Raw genomic sequence first — 17,573 nt, forward strand, 5'->3', positions numbered from 1 at the left:
AGAACATTCATGTCCAAGTCCGCCAACACGGTCGTCGTCACCGACGCGTCCTTCGCCGACGACGTGCTGCTGAGTGAGAAGCCCGTCCTCGTCGATTTCTGGGCCGACTGGTGCGGGCCGTGCAAGATGGTCGCGCCCGTCCTGGAGGAAATCGCGGGCACGCACTCGGACAAGCTGACCATCGCGAAGCTGGATGTGGACGCCAACCCGAGCACCGCCCGCGATTATCAAGTCCTCTCGCTGCCCACTATGATGCTGTTCCGCGGCGGTAAGCCGGTCAAGCAGATCGTCGGAGCGAAGGGCAAAGCGGCTCTTCTGCGCGAACTCGAAGACGTCATCTGACGACGCGATCCGACGACGCGCCGTAGGATGCCTGGACCCGGGATTGTCGAAACCCGGTCCGGGTCTGAGACAATCGACCGACGCTCCGGTCGTGCGAAGGTGTATCCCATCGCATGAGTGGGTACCCGCGGGTTGACGGAAGGAAAGGGCTCTCACGCATGCACCGACTTCGTCACGGCGATTCCGGTCCAGCCGTAGCAGAGGTTCGGAGCACCCTGGCAAGCCTCGGGTTCCTACACGCGCACGTCGGTACCGACCAGTCGGACACACGCGAGTACTGGAAGGACACCGAAGTCTCCTTCGATCACTACCTCGACTCCGCGGTTCGCGCTTTCCAGCAGCATCGCGGCCTGCTCGTCGATGGCGTGGTCGGCCCGGCGACCTACCGGGCACTGAAGGAGGCGTCCTACCGGCTCGGCGCCCGAACACTGATCTATCAGCTGTCCGCGCCGCTGTACGGCGACGACGTGGCCACGCTCCAGCGCAGGCTGCAGGACCTCGGCTTCTACGTGCACCGAGTGGACGGCTACTTCGGTCCGCACACCCATGACGCGCTGACCGCGTTCCAGCGCGAGATCGGGCTTTCGGCCGACGGCATCTGCGGTCCCGACACGCTCCGCTCGCTCGACCTGCTCGGCGCCAGGGTGACCGGTGGCAACCCGCACCGGATCGCCGAGGAAGAGGTCGTGCACCGCGCGGGTCCGCAGTTGACCGGCAAGCGGATCGTCATCGACCCTGGTCTCGGCGGTCCGGACAAGGGGTTCGCCGTGCCCACCGAGTACGGCGACGTCTACGAGTCGGAAATCCTGTGGGACCTCGCGAGCCGTCTGGAAGGGCGGATGGCGGCCACGGGGATGGAGACCTTCCTGTCCCGTCCGTGGGGCGCCAACCCCACCGACGCCGAACGCGCGGACACCTCCAACGCGTTCGATGCCGACCTGATGATCTCGCTGCGCTGCGCCACCAATCCGAGTCCGCTGGCCAACGGCGTCGCCGGGTTCTACTTCGGCAACTCGCACGGCTCGGTCTCCATGATCGGCCAGGTGCTGGCCGGCTTCATCCAGCGGGAAGTCGTCGCGCGAACCTCGTTGCAGGACTGCCGCACCCACGCGCGGACCTGGGATCTGTTGCGCCTCACCAAGATGCCCACCGTGCAGGTCGACATCGGTTATCTGACGAACGATTACGACGCCTCGGTGCTCACCAACCCGCGCATGCGCGACGTGATCGCCGAAGCCATTCTCATCTCGGTGAAGCGGCTGTACCTGCTCGGCCAGGACGACCAGCCCACCGGCACATACACTTTCGCGGAATTGCTGGCCGAAGAGCTGGCCGCCGCCGACCGGATGTAGCCCGGTCCTCTCCGCAACGCGAAGCGCCCCCTGCCCTTTGGAATCGGCAGGGGGCGCTTCGATATGTCCACCTCAGCGCGCCCCGATGCGGGTCGGCGCGGTCATCGATGCCGCCGCGAGCAGTTGGTCCAGCGCCCGTTCGACGTCTTCCTTCCAGCCGTGGTCGGAGTCGAGCTCCAACCGCAGCCGGGGGAAGCGGTGATGCGGCGCCACGACCTCGAAGCCCACGTCTTCCAGGAAGTCGGCCTCGATCATGCAGCCCTCGGGCGAGCATTCGGTCGCAGCACCCGCCGCACTCGCCCCCTTGATCGGAGCGACGATCCGCTCCAGCAAAGTCATCGAGCCGAACCGCTCGGCCAGCGCATGCGTCGGCGGATCGGTGCGGATACCGAATGCCTCCAATGCGCGCACGCCGCGTCGCACCAGATCGGCTACCACGGCCTGGATCAGTTGGTGGGCAACATCGGCATCATGGTAGGGGAATTCGGCCCGCAGCGTGGTCAGCAGGACCGCGTCCGGGCTCACGGGGGAGGTGGGGAAGAGCGTCGACCTCGGTACCGCACTCGGCGGTGCGTAGAGGGCACAGCCGGCCACGTTGCCGTCCACGTTCGCTACCTGCCCACACGAGCCCCACTCGAGCATGACCGTGGACAGCCAGGCTTCCTTCTCGAAGACCGGATCGCTGAAGTTGCGCGAATCCTCCGCAACCGCGGGGTCCATCTCCCAGAACACACAGCGGCGCGCATGCGCGGGAAGCTTTTCCAGTCCGCCGAGGGTTAGTGCTGTGACGCTGGTCGACACCGCTCTGCTCAGCCTCCAGCTGTCCGATTCATCCACGCTCACGTCGCATCAAAGTTTGCTCGCCAGCAAGAATAAGCGATCAACGGGAACCCGCCTCATTCCATGTCGCTGTGCTGTTGGTCAGAAGAACTTGTGTTGCTTCGCCGGGGGCGATGCGCGCTCCGCGGCCGCGCGATTCCGTGCCGTCACAGTGACGTTTCGGCCGGGTATCCGCGCCTATCGAAACCACAAGTTGAATTTCGTCACTTCTGTCACACGTTCGGTGCGTTCTGCTCCATCAGGGCGACGATGCGTTCGAGGTCTTCGACCGACCCGAACTCGACGACGATCTTGCCTTTGCGCTTGCCCATGCTCACGAGCACCCGGGTGTCGAAGGAGCCGGACAGCCGATCGGCCACGGCTTTCAAGCCGGGCATCTCGATCGGCTTGCGCCGGGCGACGGGAGAGGGCGCGGCTGCGTCCTGCTCTCGGTTCGCCAGCATGACAGCTTCCTCGGTAGCCCGGACCGAGAGTCCCTCGGCGACGATTCGGGCGGCGAGCACCTCTTGAGCGTCCGCACCCGCTTCGAGGCCGAGCAGTGCTCGCGCGTGTCCGGCGGACAGTACGCCCGCCGCGACCCGGCGCTGCACCGGGATCGGCAACTTCAGTAGACGGATCATATTCGTCACCACCGGGCGAGAGCGGCCGATTCGGGCAGCCAATTCTTCGTGGGTGACGTCGAATTCCTCCAGCAACTGCTGATAGGCCGCCGCCTCTTCGAGCGGATTCAGCTGCACCCGGTGGATGTTCTCCAGCAGGGCGTCGCGCAGCATCGACTCGTCCGCGGTCTCCCGGACGATCGCCGGGATGGCGGCCAGGCCGGCCTCCTGGCAGGCCCGCCAGCGCCGCTCACCCATGACCAGCTGATAGCGGTCTACACCCGGTTCGGTCCGGCGCACCACGATCGGCTGCATCAGACCGAATTCACGGATCGAATGCACCAGCTCGGCCAGAGCGTCTTCTTCGAAGACCGTACGCGGCTGCTTCGGGTTCGGCTCGATCTGGTCCGGCGGGATCTCCCGGTAGACGGCGCCGCCGACCTCGAGGTCGGCATTGTCCGCGGGATCGGGTACCCGATGCAGGTAGGCGGAGGGAGGCTGCGGCCCGATCGGATCCAGACCGATGACACTCGCAGCGGCGCTGCTGAGACCCGGTGTGGCCGTCGGTGTCGTCGGGATCAGCGCGGCCAGACCGCGCCCGAGCCCACCCTTCTTAGCCTGACTCATCGGTCTACCGATCCCTTCCTCGTTCCGCCACCAAACCGGACTGTGCCGAGCGTCGACTCGGCTGACCGAGTCACTCCGCCGACTTCGCCGCGGCGGCGCGCGGGGCTACCGCGCGGGCCGCCATCTCACGTCCGGCATCCAGGTAGCTCATCGCGCCCCGGGAGCCTGGATCATAATCGAGCACCGTCATGCCGTAACCCGGCGCCTCCGACACCTTTACGCTGCGTGGGATCACCGACCGCAGCACTACGTCGCCGAAGTGCCCGCGGACCTCCTCGGCGACCTGGTCGGCCAGCTTGGTGCGGCCGTCGTACATCGTGAGGATCACGGTCGAGACGTGGAGTTCCGGATTCAGGTGCGCTTGCACCAAGCCGATATTGCGGAGCAACTGGCCGACGCCCTCGAGCGCGTAGTACTCGCACTGGATCGGGATCAGCACCTCCTTCGCCGCGACGAGGGCGTTCACCGTCAGCAGCCCCAGCGAAGGCGGGCAATCGATCATCACGTAATCGATGTCGTATCCGGCGATATTCGCCTCCTGGATGGCGGCTTTCAGCCGGCCTTCCCTGGCCACCATCGACACGAGTTCGATCTCGGCGCCCGCCAGGTCGATCGTCGCCGGTATGCAGAGGAGACGGTCGCTGTGCGGACTCGTCTGGATCGCGTCCCGGACCGAGACCTCACCGATGAGCAACTCGTAGCTGGAGGGGACGCCCGAATGATGCTCGATACCCAGGGCGGTACTGGCGTTGCCTTGCGGATCGAGATCGATCACGAGAACCGTCATCCCCTGGTGCGCCAGGGCGGCCGCCAGATTCACGGCGGTGGTCGTCTTACCGACGCCGCCTTTCTGATTGGCGATGGTGATGATGCGTTGCTCGTGCGGTTTCGGCACAGTCACCTTTCCTGGGTGGAGGACCTGACTTGCACGTTGCGCTTCGGCAGCTATCGGGGTCTCACTGGGGGAGATGTGCCCGAACGGTGTGCTTCCGAATGCCTCCGCGTCGAAATTGCTGGAGTCCAGCATCCCCGGCACGCGCGACGTCGTTTCCCGTGAAACATTCGCCGGACCGCTCGACATAGACAGCTCCTAACCCGAGAAACTTCAGAACACGCGCGCCCGACGGGACGGGTCGACACCATGCCAGCAACAGCCTTTGTCGGATCGAACACGATGCACAACCGGGTCCGCGGCGCCCGATCGACCGAGCGGAGCTGCTCGCCGCTGTGACAACCAGATCCCTCCGTGGCATCCACGCTCACGCCCGACGACCACTAGCTTGCCAGCACTGAGCGCTTTACGAAAGCTGAATCGCGGCGAGGCGCAAAGCGACACGCAAAACCGCACGATTTCACTCCGACGCGCGCGCTGTTTCACATGAAACATTGCCCGTGGACCGATGTTTCCGGCGGATCGAAAGCTGAACGGACTCCACGCGGATGGTCGGATACCGGATAGCTACTCGCAGTGCCGGTTTAGTGGCGCTGCCTTTGTGCCCTCGGTTCGCGTCCTCCGGCGCAGAGACCGCGCGTCAACGTCGTTGCTGCGGCTGCACTTGGCCCCGTGCTCCGATCCGCGACCGTCCGAACGAAAGCGGTGTCCGGGGACCGTCCGGCGGCTCGGCAGCGGTGACCGTCGCGATGGCTGACATCAACGCGGTCCAATCCGATCGTGTGTACGACAGCGCCGAACGGTGGCGGTCGACGGGCAACCAGTCGGCCTCGAAAGCTAGCAACCAAGGTGACCTCAGCTGGAGGCAAGATGACATCGGCAGCCTCCGCGCCGAGGAAGCGAAAGCCGCATCCACCTTCCCAACTCTCCGGGGATAGTTCCGGCGGGCGATGTTTCACGTGAATCAGTGCGATCCTCCTGGATCGTCGAAACAGCAACGCCCAAGAAAGTCGAGCGACGTGCGATCGGACCTACTCGGTTGCACCACACGAACGGAACGCCTTCACCGTGGCTTCCGAAGCATTGAGCTTCCCGAGGCACACAGACCGCCTCCCGCTCCCATGCAGTGACGAACATCGACTCGGCCGTACGTCCACTGCGGGTGCTTCGGGGAGACCGTCCGACATGCTGATCTCGTCTGAAGAGCGCTCGCAGCAAGGTGCTGTCGAAGTAGCCCTCACACTGACTGTGTCACCTCAGCGTGATGGCTTGCCCCGATGAAATCCGGCATCTGTGCCACCCGCCGGCGCTGATGATTCCGCTGCGCGGCACCACAGGAAACGCAGCCCTCTCCGCACGACGCCATACCCAGGGAAGGGGAGGACACGAGAACCCCTACCGCTCGGTGGCACGGTTTCGTCGACCGGCTGTGCCCCGTCCCGCTGGGAGAGCCGATCTGCCCGGGCTTACCGCCCACGCGACGTTGAGCGCGGCTCCCGCAGCGCGATCGGCCGCCGCCGCTCTGATTCACGTGAAACATCCACGGCGATGTCGCTGGCGCTGGCAACTGGGCAGAGGGGGGTTTGTCGTACCGCCTATCCGCGCGACTGGAAGGTCGGGTGCGCCCGGCGGTCCAGGGGGTTCTGCGACCAGCCTGCGACTGGGGTGCAGACTGCACCCGTGATCGGACCGCACCCGTGATCGGACCGCACCGGTGATCGGTGCCCACCGGTGATCGGTGCCCGCCGGTGATGGAGCCAGCCGGTGATGGAGCCAGCCGGTGATCGGCGTACAGCTGGTGATCGGCCTAGGCCTGGGATTGTCGTGCACCGGAGTTGTCATGGGCCCGGTAGCTATGAGTGGCTCAGCTAGCGGGCATGGGCCGAGTGATCGGCCTGCGCCGGAGTCGTCCTCCGCCAATGATCGGTATTCCGGTGATCAGCGTGCGTCCGCTGATTGGCGAGCGCCAAGGGTCGCCATGAGCAGGTGAGTTCGGGACCCCCGGTGATTGTCGTGCACCAAGGTCGTGTGGCTGGGGTGAACCTGCGCCGGTGGTTGTCGTGCGTCCGGCGGTGAGCCGGTCCGGGCAGTGCGCCACAGTCCAGGCAGTGGGTGCGGTCGAGGTGGCGGGGCCACGGTGCAGGCAATCGGCCAGGGCGCAGGTGGCGGGCCACAGTCCGGGGGCAGGCCACGGTCCGGTGGCAGGCCACGGTCCAGGTGGCAGACCCCAGTCCAGGTGGCAGACCCCAGTCCAGGTGGCAGACCCCAGTCCAGGTGGCAGACCCCAGTCCAGGTGGCAGGCCGCGGTCCGAGCAGTGGGTGCGGTCGAGGTGGCGGGCCAGGTCCTGGCAGTCGGCCACGGTCCAGGTGGCAGACCCCAGTCCAGGTGGCAGGCCGCAGTCTAGGTGGCAGGCCACGGTCCGGGCAGTGAGCCACGGTCCAGGCAGTGGGTGCGGTCGAGGTGGTGGGCCACGGTCCAGGTGGCAGGCCACGGTCCAGGTGGCCCGGGGCAGTCCAGGTGGCGGGCCGCGGTCCGGGCAGTGAGCCACAGTCCAGGCAGTGAGCCACGGTCCAGGTGGTGGGGCCACAGCCCGGGCAGTGGGCCACGGTCCAGGTGATAGGGCGTCGCAAATGCTGGCGTGCGCTGGCCGGATCGCGTGGGCTAGTTCGAATGGGTCGGGTAATTGTGGTGCGCCGCAATCCCGACCTTCGCCGCAGTAGTCGGCGTGTTCTCGATCGTCAGCGTGCGTCCGGCGGTTGCTGTGCGTCTGGACGCCTCGGGTGATCTTCGTCGACTCGGTGATCGGGGTCCACGAGGACTGCGTGCGTCATGTGGTCAACAGGCGAGTTCGTACGGGCTGCGATTTGAGATTGCAGCTGTGTGGGAGCTGGGAGGCGTGCAGGCGGTAATGCGTGCCGCAGCACGGACGACGCTTGGGAACGCAGTGAAGGCGTCTCGTTCATCGGGGCAACCGAGTTGTCCGGTCGGCGTCTTCCACGGGTGTTGCTGTCACGGGGAGGAGCGATCGCACTGCGTGCTTCACGTGAAACATCGTCCGCCGGAACTGCCCTTCAAGAGAGTTGGAAGGCGGGGGTGGGTTGGCTTTCGTGACTCCGGGCTGCCGATGTCGTCTTGCCCCAGCTGAAGCCGTCGTCTTGGACCAAACTTCCGGGGGCCTGGTTGCCGACGACGAACCGGGCTGAACGACGCGGACGGGGACGGGATTATCCCGCCATGCGAGTTCCCTCGATGTCTCGTTCAATGCGATCAGCCGGAGATACAGTGCAAAGCGCCCCGGCCGGCGCGGCTGCTGGTTTACCCGGAGGGACATGTTCGGCAAACTCGCCAAGGTGGCCAACGCCGCATTCGCCGTCGCCCCTGCACGGCGCTGAACATCATCCGCATCAGCGGTGAGTCCGCGACGGAGTGGCCGACTCAGCCCGATAAATGATGATCACGCTGCGCGACTGTGGCGGACGCGCGCTGGTTGACGTGCACGCTGGCGGCATGGACTTCGCCGCTGTACTCGCGGCGTCATTCTGATCGACAGTTGCCTTGGTAGGCGGGTGCCCCTGGTGGGCGGCATGCGCTGGGTCATGGGTCTACGGCCGGAGTGTCCGTACGGCCAGGCGATGAATGTGCCACCAGATGGTCTAGCGCGCTCGGTGATCGGCCTGCGGCCAGGCGCACCAGATCACTCAGACGGGATTAGCGCGAGGCCGACCGCTTCGCCGTACTGCTCAGCCAGTCTGGATTCACGGGAAACATCCGGGGCAGGGATCGGGGCGGCGTCGGGAGCCCCTGCCGGCGTCGACGGGTCGGCGCACCTTGATTCACGTGAAACATCAAGAGGTGGTGGGCCGGTCTTCGAGGTCCCCGCAGTCACAGCGCTGGTGCGGAGCGTGTGGGACGCGTAGCCGAGGAACCCAAGCCGGTGCACTCCAGCGAGGCGAAGTTCGAGCAGGACGTGCGGAAGGCCTCCACCCGAACCGATCAACATCAAGCGGCTGCCGCCAGATCCGCAACTGCGGTTCGTGGTGTTCGGACAGGCGAACGATTTGCGATGGGCATTGCCCGAGGACCAGCCAGCCGCATCACAAGTACGCCGGGAACATCGAGGCTAAGCACAGAGCCCTTCTGGCATTGCCGCACTCGATCCACCTACATCCCCGCGACCATCATCGTCGGACAGCTGCGCGAGGCGGACAGCACAGTCGACCGACCGGCGGACAGCAGGCGCGGACAGCGAGGACAGCTGCGCGAGGTGTGACTGCAACCGGAGAATTCCGACTTGCTCACCGACCTCCACGCCCTACAGCCCCCGCCATTCCGTCAGAGTGACGAAACGATCCTAGGTCCCGGGTCGAACCCGTAACCTTCGCGATCCAGCGGGGAGAACCAGGTAGCGGGCGGTAGCTCACCAGCCCTGCGGCCCGCGCCAGCCCCGACAACCCGGCAGCTCCTACTCGGTCTTCCGCGCGGCCCTCTTCGTCGCCGCGGCTCGGGCGGCCTTCTCGCCGCGTTCGGCGCGCCGCTTCGACGTGCGCTCGGCGCGGGGGAGCCGCTCGGCGCTGATCACCATGGTCGGCGTGGACACCAGGCCGGCGCCGCATTCCAGCACAACCGCATTGCCGGCCCCGGCTTTCGCCAGGGCCTCGCCATCGCGCGCGAGTTCCTCTGCGGCACTGGCGCCCTTGAGGGCGAGCATGTGCCCGTGGTCGCGGAGGAGGGGAAGTGACCACTGGGCGAGCTTCCCGAGCGGAGCCACCGCACGGGAGGTGACCACATCCGCGCCGCCGGCTTCCTTCATCACACCGGACTGTTCGGCGCGCCCGCGCACCACGGTGACGTCCAGGCCGACGGCTTCGATGAACTCGCTCAAGAAGATGGTTCGGCGCAGCAGTGGTTCGACCAGGGTGATCCTGAGGTCCGGCCGTGCGATAGCAAGCGGGATGCCGGGCAAACCAGCGCCGCTGCCGATATCGACTACGGACGCGCCTTCGGCGATCAGCTCACCGAGTACCGCGCAGTTGAGGATGTGACGATCCCAGAGGCGAGGCACCTCGCGCGGACCGATCAGCCCGCGCTCCACGCCCGCGGTCGCGAGTGCGGTGCAATATCGACGCGCGAGATCGAGTCGGTCGCCGAAGACGGTGGCCGCCGACACGGGTGGCTCCGACTCCGCGGGCACCGCGGCGGTTCCACCGAGATCTCGTTCCACGTGAAACATCCTTCCGAACTCGGGTCGATCTACGTGCGAGCTATCGGGCACCGGACACGAACAAGGCCCCCGGTCCGAAGACCAGAGGCCCTATCCAACCACTACCCAGGCGGGCCGCGAAACATGCCGCCCGCTTCGGGAATACCGTCGCTCAGCCGGGGACGACCACCACGTGGCGGTTCGGTTCGACGCCTTCGCTCTCGCTGCTGACGCCATCCACCGCGGCCACCGCGTCGTGCACGATCTTGCGCTCGAACGGGGTCATGGGCGCCAGCGACTCCGGCTCACCAGATTCCAGCACGCGCTGTGCGGCGGCCGCGCCGAGCTCGCTCAGTTCGGACCGCCGCTTCGCCCGCCAGCCCGCCACATCCAGCATCAGCCGGCTCCGTACGCCGGTCGTCTGCTGGACGGCGAGGCGAGTCAGTTCCTGCAGAGCATCGAGCACCTCGCCGTTGCGTCCGACGAGCTTCGTCAGGTCACGGCCGCCGTCGATGCTCACCACGGCACGGTCACCCTCGACGTCGAGATCGATGTCGCCGTCGAAGTCGAGCACGTCGAGCAACTGCTCGAGGTAGTCGCCGGCGATCTCGCCTTCCTCGATGAGAGCTTCCTCGGCATCACTCACGGCATCGCCGGTGTCCGCTCCGGCGTTCACCATCGTCGTCGCCACGGTGGCGTCCCCTCCGTCGGTCTCCACAGTCATTTGATTTCCTTCATCTGCTCATCGCGCGCGCCGGGCAATCGCCGCCGGGCGGTATTCGCGATCAAGGTTGCTCAGTGCTCCAGGCGGGCGGCTCGTCCCACCGATCGTGTGGTCAGCGCCTGCGCTTCTGGTTCGCCCTGCCCCGGTTGCCCGGCCGTTTCTGGCCGGCCGGACGGCGTTGCCCCGAGGCCTGCTTCGCCGGCTTGGCGGTGCCGTTGGTCGACGGAGCAGCGGTGTCCTCGTCCGACGCGGTATCGGTAGCGGAGGCGGACGCCGGCTTCTTCTTGACGTTGACCGGCTTGGCGCCGGGCTTCGGCGCGTTCTGCGCGCGCTGCTCCAGCTTCGCCTGCTTCTTGGCTTCCTCTTCCTTCTCCATGCGGCCGAAGACGAGGTGCTGCTGCCCGTAGGTCCAGATGTTGTTGGCGACCCAGTAGAGCAGGATGGCGATCGGCAGGAACGGACCACCGACGAGCACGCCGAGCGGGAACACCCAGAGCGCGAGCTTGTTCATCATCGCGGCCTGCGGATTGGCCGCCGCTTCCGGCGTCTGCCGCGCCACGGAAGCGCGCGCGTTGAAGTGGGTGGCCAGACCCGCGATGACCATCAAGGGGATCGCGACGAGCGCGATGCTCAACCGGCTCGGCACGCCGCCGTAGTCGGCGAATGCCTGCAACTCGCTGACGGGTGTGGTGATGAACGCCGAGATCGGGGCGCCGAAGATGCGCGCGCTCAGGAAGGACTGGACGTCGGTGGCGCTGAAGACGTAGTTCGCGGTGTTCGCGTTCTGCTCGGGCGTCAGGCCCAACTGCCCGAAGCCGTGACCGGTCCGGTTGAACGAGCGCAACACATGGAAGAGCCCGAGGAAGACCGGCACCTGGGCGAGGATCGGCAGGCAACCCATCAGCGGGTTGAAGCCGTTCTCCTTCTGCAGCTTCTGCATCTCGAGCGCCATCTTCTGGCGATCGTTCTTGTACTTCTTCTGCAGCTCTTTGATCTGCGGCTGCAGTTCCTGCATCTGCTTGGTGGTGCGCACCTGCTTGACGAACGGCTTGTAGAGCACCAGGCGCAAGGTGAACACCAGGAACACCACGGCCAGTGCCCAGGTGAGACCGTTGTCCGCGCCGAACGCGAACCCGAAGACCCGATGCCAGAACCAGAGGATCCAGGACACCGGGTAATAAATGAAGTCGAGCACGGCTCTATGCACTCCCGTCGTTCGTGTCGCCGATCACCGCGTGCGGCGATCCTTTACAAGCGTTCGGCTCCGACCGAGGTCCGGCGGGCAGGCTCGGGTCCTGCGACGCCGTGTCGGTCGCTGCCCCGTCCGCCGGATCGGCGCGCACAGTGCTCCGCTTCCGCTCCGGGACGGGGTCCCACCCACCAGGGTGCCAGGGCGCGCATTTGGCCAAGCGCACGACCGTCAGTCCGAGCCCGATGACCACGCCTCGGGTGCGTAGTGCGGTCACCGCGTACTCGCTACAGGTCGGTGTGAATCGGCACACCGGCATGCGGGTGGGGGAGACGTAGGTCCGATACAGCTCGATCAGAAAGATCAGCACGTTCGCGGGCAGTCTGGCCATCGTCGCCGAGCGGCTCATGCCGAACCACCCGTTGCCACGCCCGCCGCGGCGCCGACGCCGAGCTTGCGCAGTGCGGTGCGCAGTTGGCGCAGCAGGTCCTCCGACGACGCCGTAGCCGCGCCCGGGAGCGCGCGGATCACGACATCGGTCCCGGGCGGCACTTCGTCGACCACCTGGGCGCACATATGACGCAGGCGGCGGGCCACGCGATGTCGAATCACCGCGTTGCCCACCGCCTTGCTGACGATCAACCCGAAGCGCGGTCCGCCTACGCGGACCAGCACGTCGTTCGGGATCTGATCGTGTCGTCCATTCGCGCCCACACCTCCGTCATACCCGTGCGCATACCCGTGCGCGAGCGCATGCACGACCAGATCACGCCTCCCGATTCGCTGGCCGCGGCGCACCGTCCGGGAGAAGTCGGCACGATGATGCAACCGATACGGCTCAGGCAACACCCGAGCGTCCGAGAGCGAGGATCAGGCAGTGAGGGAAGCGCGGCCCTTACGGCGACGCGCCGAAACGATGGCGCGGCCCGCACGGGTGCGCATCCGGAGGCGGAAGCCGTGAACCCGCGCCCGACGACGGTTGTTCGGCTGGAACGTCCGCTTGCCCTTGGCCACGGTCAACACTCCTCGAGTAGGCGGGCACCAGGTAGTGCCCGAAGCTTGTCGGTGATACGTGTATTGCGCGAATGAATCGCAGGTCTGGTCATCATCGGCGCGCGTCGGTCCTGGCGCACAGTCGGTCGATCACGACCTAAACGCGGTCAGCACAAGACCGCCACCGCACCAAGGGGTGACTGTACGAGGGTACTGATCGGCTCGGGTCGGGTCAAACTCGCCCCATCCCATCGGCCCGGGCCCGACGACCAGGCAGAACCGGTCCCCGCGTCACGCATTTCCGCAATGATCGTGACCTCGTCCACACCCCTAGCCATCGCGCGGCCCGGGCCACTAAGGTGCTTAGCCAGGCGATTGCTACAGAACCGCAGGTCGCGGCGTTGCTCCTCTCGCGCGTACGCGCGTTCCACAGCTCCCCAGGGTTCTCCACATCTGTGGATAATTGTGTGGAAAGACCCCTGGAGTGGCATATTCGTAGGGCCGACGGTGCCACGCCGCTGTCCAGATGGGGGACCCGGGCAGCGTCCGAACCGGTTACGGACGTACGCAGGATAACGGGACCGACCCACAGCGTCGCACTCCACGCGTGCCCCGGCCGTCTGCTCCTATCGACCTACTCCGGGGAGGAAACTGCATGGACGACGAGCAGAACGTGTTGGCCACCGTATGGCCCGAGGTTGTCACCGAGCTCACCACCGGCTCACCCGACGGCGCGATTCCTCCGGTGACCCGAGCACAGCAGGCCTGGCTGAAGCTGGTCAAGCCGCTGACGGTCGCACAGGGATTCGCCCTGCTCTCGGTGCCCTCGTCACTGGCCCAGGAGGCCATCGAACGCGATCTGCGCGAGCCCATCCTCCGTTCCCTCGCTCGTCGGCTCGGTCCCCAGGTGGAGGGACTCGGTGTCCGCATCGCCGCCCCGACCACCCCGACCGTCGACCGGCAGAACAACACGCCACGGCACGCGCGGATGACGAGCAGGCCCGAGCGCACCAGGGAAGGCCGCGGTCCCGCCGCCTATCCCGGTTCGGAATTCCCCGGCCGGGATGCCTACCCGGGGCCACGTTATGCACAGCCCGCCGAGTTCGCACAGTCGTCGCCGTATCACGACGGCTCCGACTACCCGGGCACCGAATACGGCCAGGAATTCGCACCGCCGGAGGAGTACCGCCAGCCGGATTACGCCCACGCCGACTACCCGCCGCGCGGCGAGTACTCCACGACAGCCGAGCTGCCCACGGTGTCCGGGCCGGACGTCACCCCCCGCCGCGAACCCGGACTTCCGCCGCGCCGGGAGCCGGCCATCCCGCCGGGGCAGGAGTCTTTGTTCAATCCCGAACCGTCCCCGAGCGGGATGCGCAACCCGATCCGTGCTCAAGTGCGCGAAACCACCGACGACGACACGGGTCTGGCGCACGATCCGGTGCGTGAGCCCGTGGGTGACCACCAGCGCGGCGATCACGACGACGAGCCCGTGGTGAACGTCCGCAACTCTTGGCCGACCTACTTCGCCAAATCGCAGGAAACGCCTGCTCCTTCGACGTCCTCGGCCAGCCTGAACGCGAAGTACACCTTCGAGACCTTCGTCATCGGCGCGTCCAATCGCTTCGCCCACGCTGCCGCCGTCGCCATCGCCGAAGCCCCGGCTCGCGCGTACAACCCGCTGTTCGTCTGGGGCGCTTCGGGGTTGGGCAAGACCCACCTGCTGCACGCCGCGGGCCACTACGCGCAGCGTCTGTTTCCCGGCATGCGGGTCAAATACGTTTCGACCGAAGAGTTCACCAACGACTTCATCAACAGCCTGCGCGACGACCGCAAGGTGGCGTTCAAGCGCCGCTACCGCGAGACCGACATCCTGCTGGTCGACGACATCCAGTTCATCGAGGGCAAGGAAGGCATCCAAGAGGAGTTCTTCCACACCTTCAACACCCTGCACAACGCGAACAAACAGATCGTGGTCTCCTCGGACCGTCCGCCCAAGCAGTTGGCCACGCTGGAGGAACGGCTGCGGACGCGATTCGAGTGGGGTCTCATCACCGACGTGCAGCCGCCGGAGCTGGAGACGCGCATCGCCATCCTGCGCAAGAAGGCGCGGATGGACCGGCTCGATGTGCCGCACGACGTGCTGGAGCTGATCGCCAGCCGGGTGGAGCGCAACATCCGGGAGCTGGAGGGCGCGCTGATCCGGGTGACCGCGTTCGCCTCGTTGAACGGCCAGCCTTTGGATCTGCCACTGGCGGAAGTGGTGTTGCGCGATCTGATGCCGGACACCGCGACGCTGGAGATCAACGCGGCCACCATCATGGCCGTCACGGCGGAGTACTTCAACACCACCTTGGAAGAGCTCACCGGTCCCGGCAAAGCGCGGCCGCTGGCGCAGGCCAGGCAGATCGCCATGTACCTGTGCCGTGAGCTGACCGATCTCTCCCTGCCGAAGATCGGGCAGGCGTTCGGCCGCGACCACACCACGGTGATGTACGCCGAGAAGAAGGTGCGCAAGGAGATGACCGAGCGCCGCCGCGTCTACGACCAGGTGCAGGAACTCACAGCCCGCATCAAGCAGCGCTCCCGCTGAGCTCTATACACAGCTGAGCACCGCCCCTGACCAGGGGCGGTGCTTTTTTGTGGCCTGTGGATTCCTCGAGGAATCCTTGTGGAGTCCTCGAGGAATCCCCTGGTTTGTCCACCGATTCGTGCACAGGCCACGGCGACGGTCCGCGCGAGTTCCCCCACAGGCCGAATTCAACAGTTTCCCCAGGCTCGGTTGCGCACAGGGGCTGACCAGCGGAGTGTCCGGATCGGGCCCTGTGGAATCCTCGAGGAGTCCGTGTGGAGTCCTCGAGGATTCCTCGAGCTGTCCACGATTTCGTGCACATGTGTGAACAACTGGGTGAATCCGGTGGAACAACTCGAGGAGCGCTCGAGGATGAATCTGGGACAACCTGGGAACTCCACAGACGCCTCGCGTTCATCCTCGAGACACTCCGTGGCCATCCCCACGGCACCACGCCCCCTGACCAGCGGATTCGGCCGCAGTCCACAGAATCCACAGTGCCTACTACTACTTCAGTTCTTCTCATTAGAGATCTCTCTTCAAAACGGGGTGTGTGGAAAGTCGGTCGGGCAGCGCACCTTCGGAAGCGGGCAGGGTTTCTCGCAAGGACGACAGCGCTGACACAACACGGACGGACCACGGACGGACCACGGACACAACACGGACACAACACGGACACAACACGGACTCGTCGACCCGATGAGCGATCGGGGTACGCGATCCGCGTCGGCACGGCGCATGCGCGATCCCCGCGTGGGCGCCCTCTCATCCCTGCTCCGGACGCGACCGTCCGTCACGCCGGAGGGTCGGGCTAGGTGCGCGTCCCGCGCGCGGGTACGGTTTGATGTCGGTCGCCTGTGCCAGACTGCGAAGGCGGCCGATTCGGCAGGACCCTTTCGAGCACCGACACTGACGAGCCGACAACAGATCACGGAACCGGGAGAGGACAGATCGGGCCATGGAGCTTGCAAGCATGAAGTTTCGGGTCGCCCGCGAGGATTTCGCCGAGTCCGTCGCCTGGGTGGCGCGCAGTCTTCCGTCCCGGCCTCCGGTTCCGGTGCTCGGCGGTGTGCTGCTGGTCGCCGACGAGGACGGTCTCACCGTGTCCGGCTTCGACTACGAGGTCTCCGCGCAGGTGCGGGTCGCGGCCGAGGTCGCAGGCCCCGGCCAGGTGCTCGTCTCCGGTCGTCTGCTGGCCGACATCACCAAGGCGCTGTCCAACAAGCCGGTCGACGTCTCGGTGGACGGCACCCGCGTCCTGATCGCCTGTGGCAGTGCGAAGTTCTCCCTGCCCACCATGCCGGTCGAGGACTATCCCCAGCTGCCGGAGGTGCCGCAGCAGACCGGTGAACTCAGTGTGGAGGTCTTCGCCGAGGCCGTCGGCCAGGTCGCCGTCGCCGCCGGACGGGACGACACCCTGCCCATGCTGACCGGTATCCGGGTGGAGATCGAGGGATCACAGGTCGTTCTCGCGGCGACCGACCGGTTCCGCCTCGCCGTCCGGCACATCGAATGGCAGCCCGCGCGCGCCGACATCGAGACTTCGGTGCTCATTCCGGCCAGGACGCTGTCGGAAGCCGCCAAGACGCTCGGCCCCTCCGACGCGCCCGTTCAGCTGTCCCTCGGCACCGGTGCGGGGTCGGACGGACTGCTCGGCATCGTGAACGCGGGCCGCCGGACCACCACTCGACTGCTCGACGCGGAATTCCCCAAGTTCCGCCAGTTGCTCCCCAAGGAACACACCTCGATCGCCACCCTTGCCGTCGCCGCGCTCACCGACGCGATCAAGCGCGTCGCGCTGGTCGCCGAGCGAGGCGCCCAGGTGCGGCTGGAGTTCTCCACCGACGGCCTGCTGCTGTCCGCTGGCGGTGACGACGCGGGCCGGGCCGAGGAGTGGCTGGAGGCCGATTTCCGCGGTGAATCGCTCACCATCGCGTTCAATCCCGGTTACCTCATCGACGGCTTGTCGGCGCTGCACGCGGACCGGGTCACCTTCGGATTCACCACGCCGAGTAGGCCGGCCGTGCTGCTGCCCGCCTCCGAGGAAGAGCCCGAGGTGCTCGACTCCGGGACGTTCGCGGCGCTGTCGAGTCCGTACACCTATTTGCTGATGCCGGTCCGGCTCCCGGGCTGATCGCTCGTGCACGACCGGGTATCGTGCGGATCCGCGCCGCGTGATCCGGTGCGGGTGAGCGGCCACGTCGCTGGAGAATCCCCAGCGACGTCGGATAACTCGGTTTCG

The 17,573-nt window shown here is 66.5% G+C and carries 13 protein-coding genes; 4 read left to right on the plus strand and 9 right to left on the minus strand.

All coding sequences use genetic code 11. The features are described 5' to 3' along the window. Positions 1-9: 9 nt before the first annotated feature. On the plus strand, positions 10-342 hold the full coding sequence (trxA, locus tag IU450_RS03465) for a thioredoxin (protein ID WP_195148281.1): 333 nt from the start codon (positions 10-12) through the stop codon (positions 340-342). Between the two features lie 158 nt (positions 343-500). Next, a complete protein-coding gene (locus tag IU450_RS03470) occupies positions 501-1,694 on the plus strand; it encodes an N-acetylmuramoyl-L-alanine amidase (RefSeq protein WP_195148282.1) in 1,194 nt (397 codons plus the stop codon). 72 nt (positions 1,695-1,766) lie between these two features. Here the strand turns inward: IU450_RS03470 and IU450_RS03475 are convergent, their stop codons facing one another. The 9 genes from IU450_RS03475 to rpmH form a co-directional block, all read right to left on the minus strand. Further along, positions 1,767-2,495, minus strand: a complete 729-nt coding sequence (locus IU450_RS03475) for a GNAT family N-acetyltransferase (RefSeq protein WP_195148671.1) — start codon at positions 2,493-2,495, stop codon at positions 1,767-1,769. 251 nt (positions 2,496-2,746) lie between these two features. Then, a complete protein-coding gene (locus IU450_RS03480) occupies positions 2,747-3,760 on the minus strand; it encodes a ParB/RepB/Spo0J family partition protein (protein ID WP_195148283.1) in 1,014 nt (337 codons plus the stop codon). A gap of 70 nt (positions 3,761-3,830) precedes the next feature. Then, a complete protein-coding gene (locus tag IU450_RS03485; RefSeq protein ID WP_228834074.1) occupies positions 3,831-4,787 on the minus strand; it encodes a ParA family protein in 957 nt (318 codons plus the stop codon). Between the two features lie 4,328 nt (positions 4,788-9,115). Beyond that, entirely contained in the window at positions 9,116-9,883 is a 768-nt protein-coding gene (rsmG, locus tag IU450_RS03490) for a 16S rRNA (guanine(527)-N(7))-methyltransferase RsmG (protein ID WP_195148284.1), read from the minus strand. A gap of 142 nt (positions 9,884-10,025) precedes the next feature. Next, entirely contained in the window at positions 10,026-10,532 is a 507-nt protein-coding gene (locus IU450_RS03495; RefSeq protein ID WP_195148673.1) for a protein jag, read from the minus strand. A 157-nt stretch (positions 10,533-10,689) separates the two neighbouring features. Continuing rightward, positions 10,690-11,772 (minus strand): membrane protein insertase YidC, encoded by a 1,083-nt coding sequence (gene yidC, locus IU450_RS03500; RefSeq protein WP_195148285.1) that lies wholly within the window; start codon positions 11,770-11,772, stop codon positions 10,690-10,692. 4 nt (positions 11,773-11,776) lie between these two features. Next, positions 11,777-12,175, minus strand: coding sequence for a membrane protein insertion efficiency factor YidD (gene yidD, locus IU450_RS03505; protein WP_195148286.1), 399 nt, complete (start codon positions 12,173-12,175; stop codon positions 11,777-11,779). Beyond that, positions 12,172-12,615, minus strand: a complete 444-nt coding sequence (gene rnpA, locus IU450_RS03510; protein ID WP_195148287.1) for a ribonuclease P protein component — start codon at positions 12,613-12,615, stop codon at positions 12,172-12,174. The genes yidD and rnpA overlap by 4 nt, the downstream gene beginning before the upstream one ends. 21 nt (positions 12,616-12,636) lie before the next feature. Continuing rightward, the gene (gene rpmH, locus IU450_RS03515; RefSeq protein ID WP_006550910.1) at positions 12,637-12,780 is read right to left on the minus strand and encodes a 50S ribosomal protein L34; all 144 of its coding nucleotides are present in this window, start codon (positions 12,778-12,780) and stop codon (positions 12,637-12,639) included. Positions 12,781-13,414: 634 nt separating this feature from the next. On the opposite strand from rpmH, the gene dnaA reads away from it, so the two are divergent. Then, on the plus strand, positions 13,415-15,352 hold the full coding sequence (gene dnaA / locus IU450_RS03520) for a chromosomal replication initiator protein DnaA (protein ID WP_195148288.1): 1,938 nt from the start codon (positions 13,415-13,417) through the stop codon (positions 15,350-15,352). 937 nt (positions 15,353-16,289) lie between these two features. After that, positions 16,290-17,465, plus strand: a complete 1,176-nt coding sequence (gene dnaN / locus IU450_RS03525) for a DNA polymerase III subunit beta (RefSeq protein WP_195148289.1) — start codon at positions 16,290-16,292, stop codon at positions 17,463-17,465. Positions 17,466-17,573: the final 108 nt, after the last annotated feature.

The sequence above is a fragment of the Nocardia abscessus genome (assembly GCF_015477775.1).
GTDB lineage: Bacteria > Actinomycetota > Actinomycetes > Mycobacteriales > Mycobacteriaceae > Nocardia > Nocardia abscessus_A.

Coding starts and splice junctions, on each gene's coding strand:
- trxA (WP_195148281.1), top strand. CDS start 10: ATGTCCAAGTCCGCCAACACGGTCGTCGTCACCGACGCGTCCTTCGCC.
- IU450_RS03470 (WP_195148282.1), top strand. CDS start 501: ATGCACCGACTTCGTCACGGCGATTCCGGTCCAGCCGTAGCAGAGGTT.
- IU450_RS03480 (WP_195148283.1), bottom strand. CDS start 3,760: ATGAGTCAGGCTAAGAAGGGTGGGCTCGGGCGCGGTCTGGCCGCGCTG.
- IU450_RS03485 (WP_228834074.1), bottom strand. CDS start 4,787: ATGCTGGACTCCAGCAATTTCGACGCGGAGGCATTCGGAAGCACACCG.
- rsmG (WP_195148284.1), bottom strand. CDS start 9,883: ATGTTTCACGTGGAACGAGATCTCGGTGGAACCGCCGCGGTGCCCGCG.
- IU450_RS03495 (WP_195148673.1), bottom strand. CDS start 10,532: ATGGTGAACGCCGGAGCGGACACCGGCGATGCCGTGAGTGATGCCGAG.
- yidD (WP_195148286.1), bottom strand. CDS start 12,175: ATGAGCCGCTCGGCGACGATGGCCAGACTGCCCGCGAACGTGCTGATC.
- dnaA (WP_195148288.1), top strand. CDS start 13,415: ATGGACGACGAGCAGAACGTGTTGGCCACCGTATGGCCCGAGGTTGTC.
- dnaN (WP_195148289.1), top strand. CDS start 16,290: ATGGAGCTTGCAAGCATGAAGTTTCGGGTCGCCCGCGAGGATTTCGCC.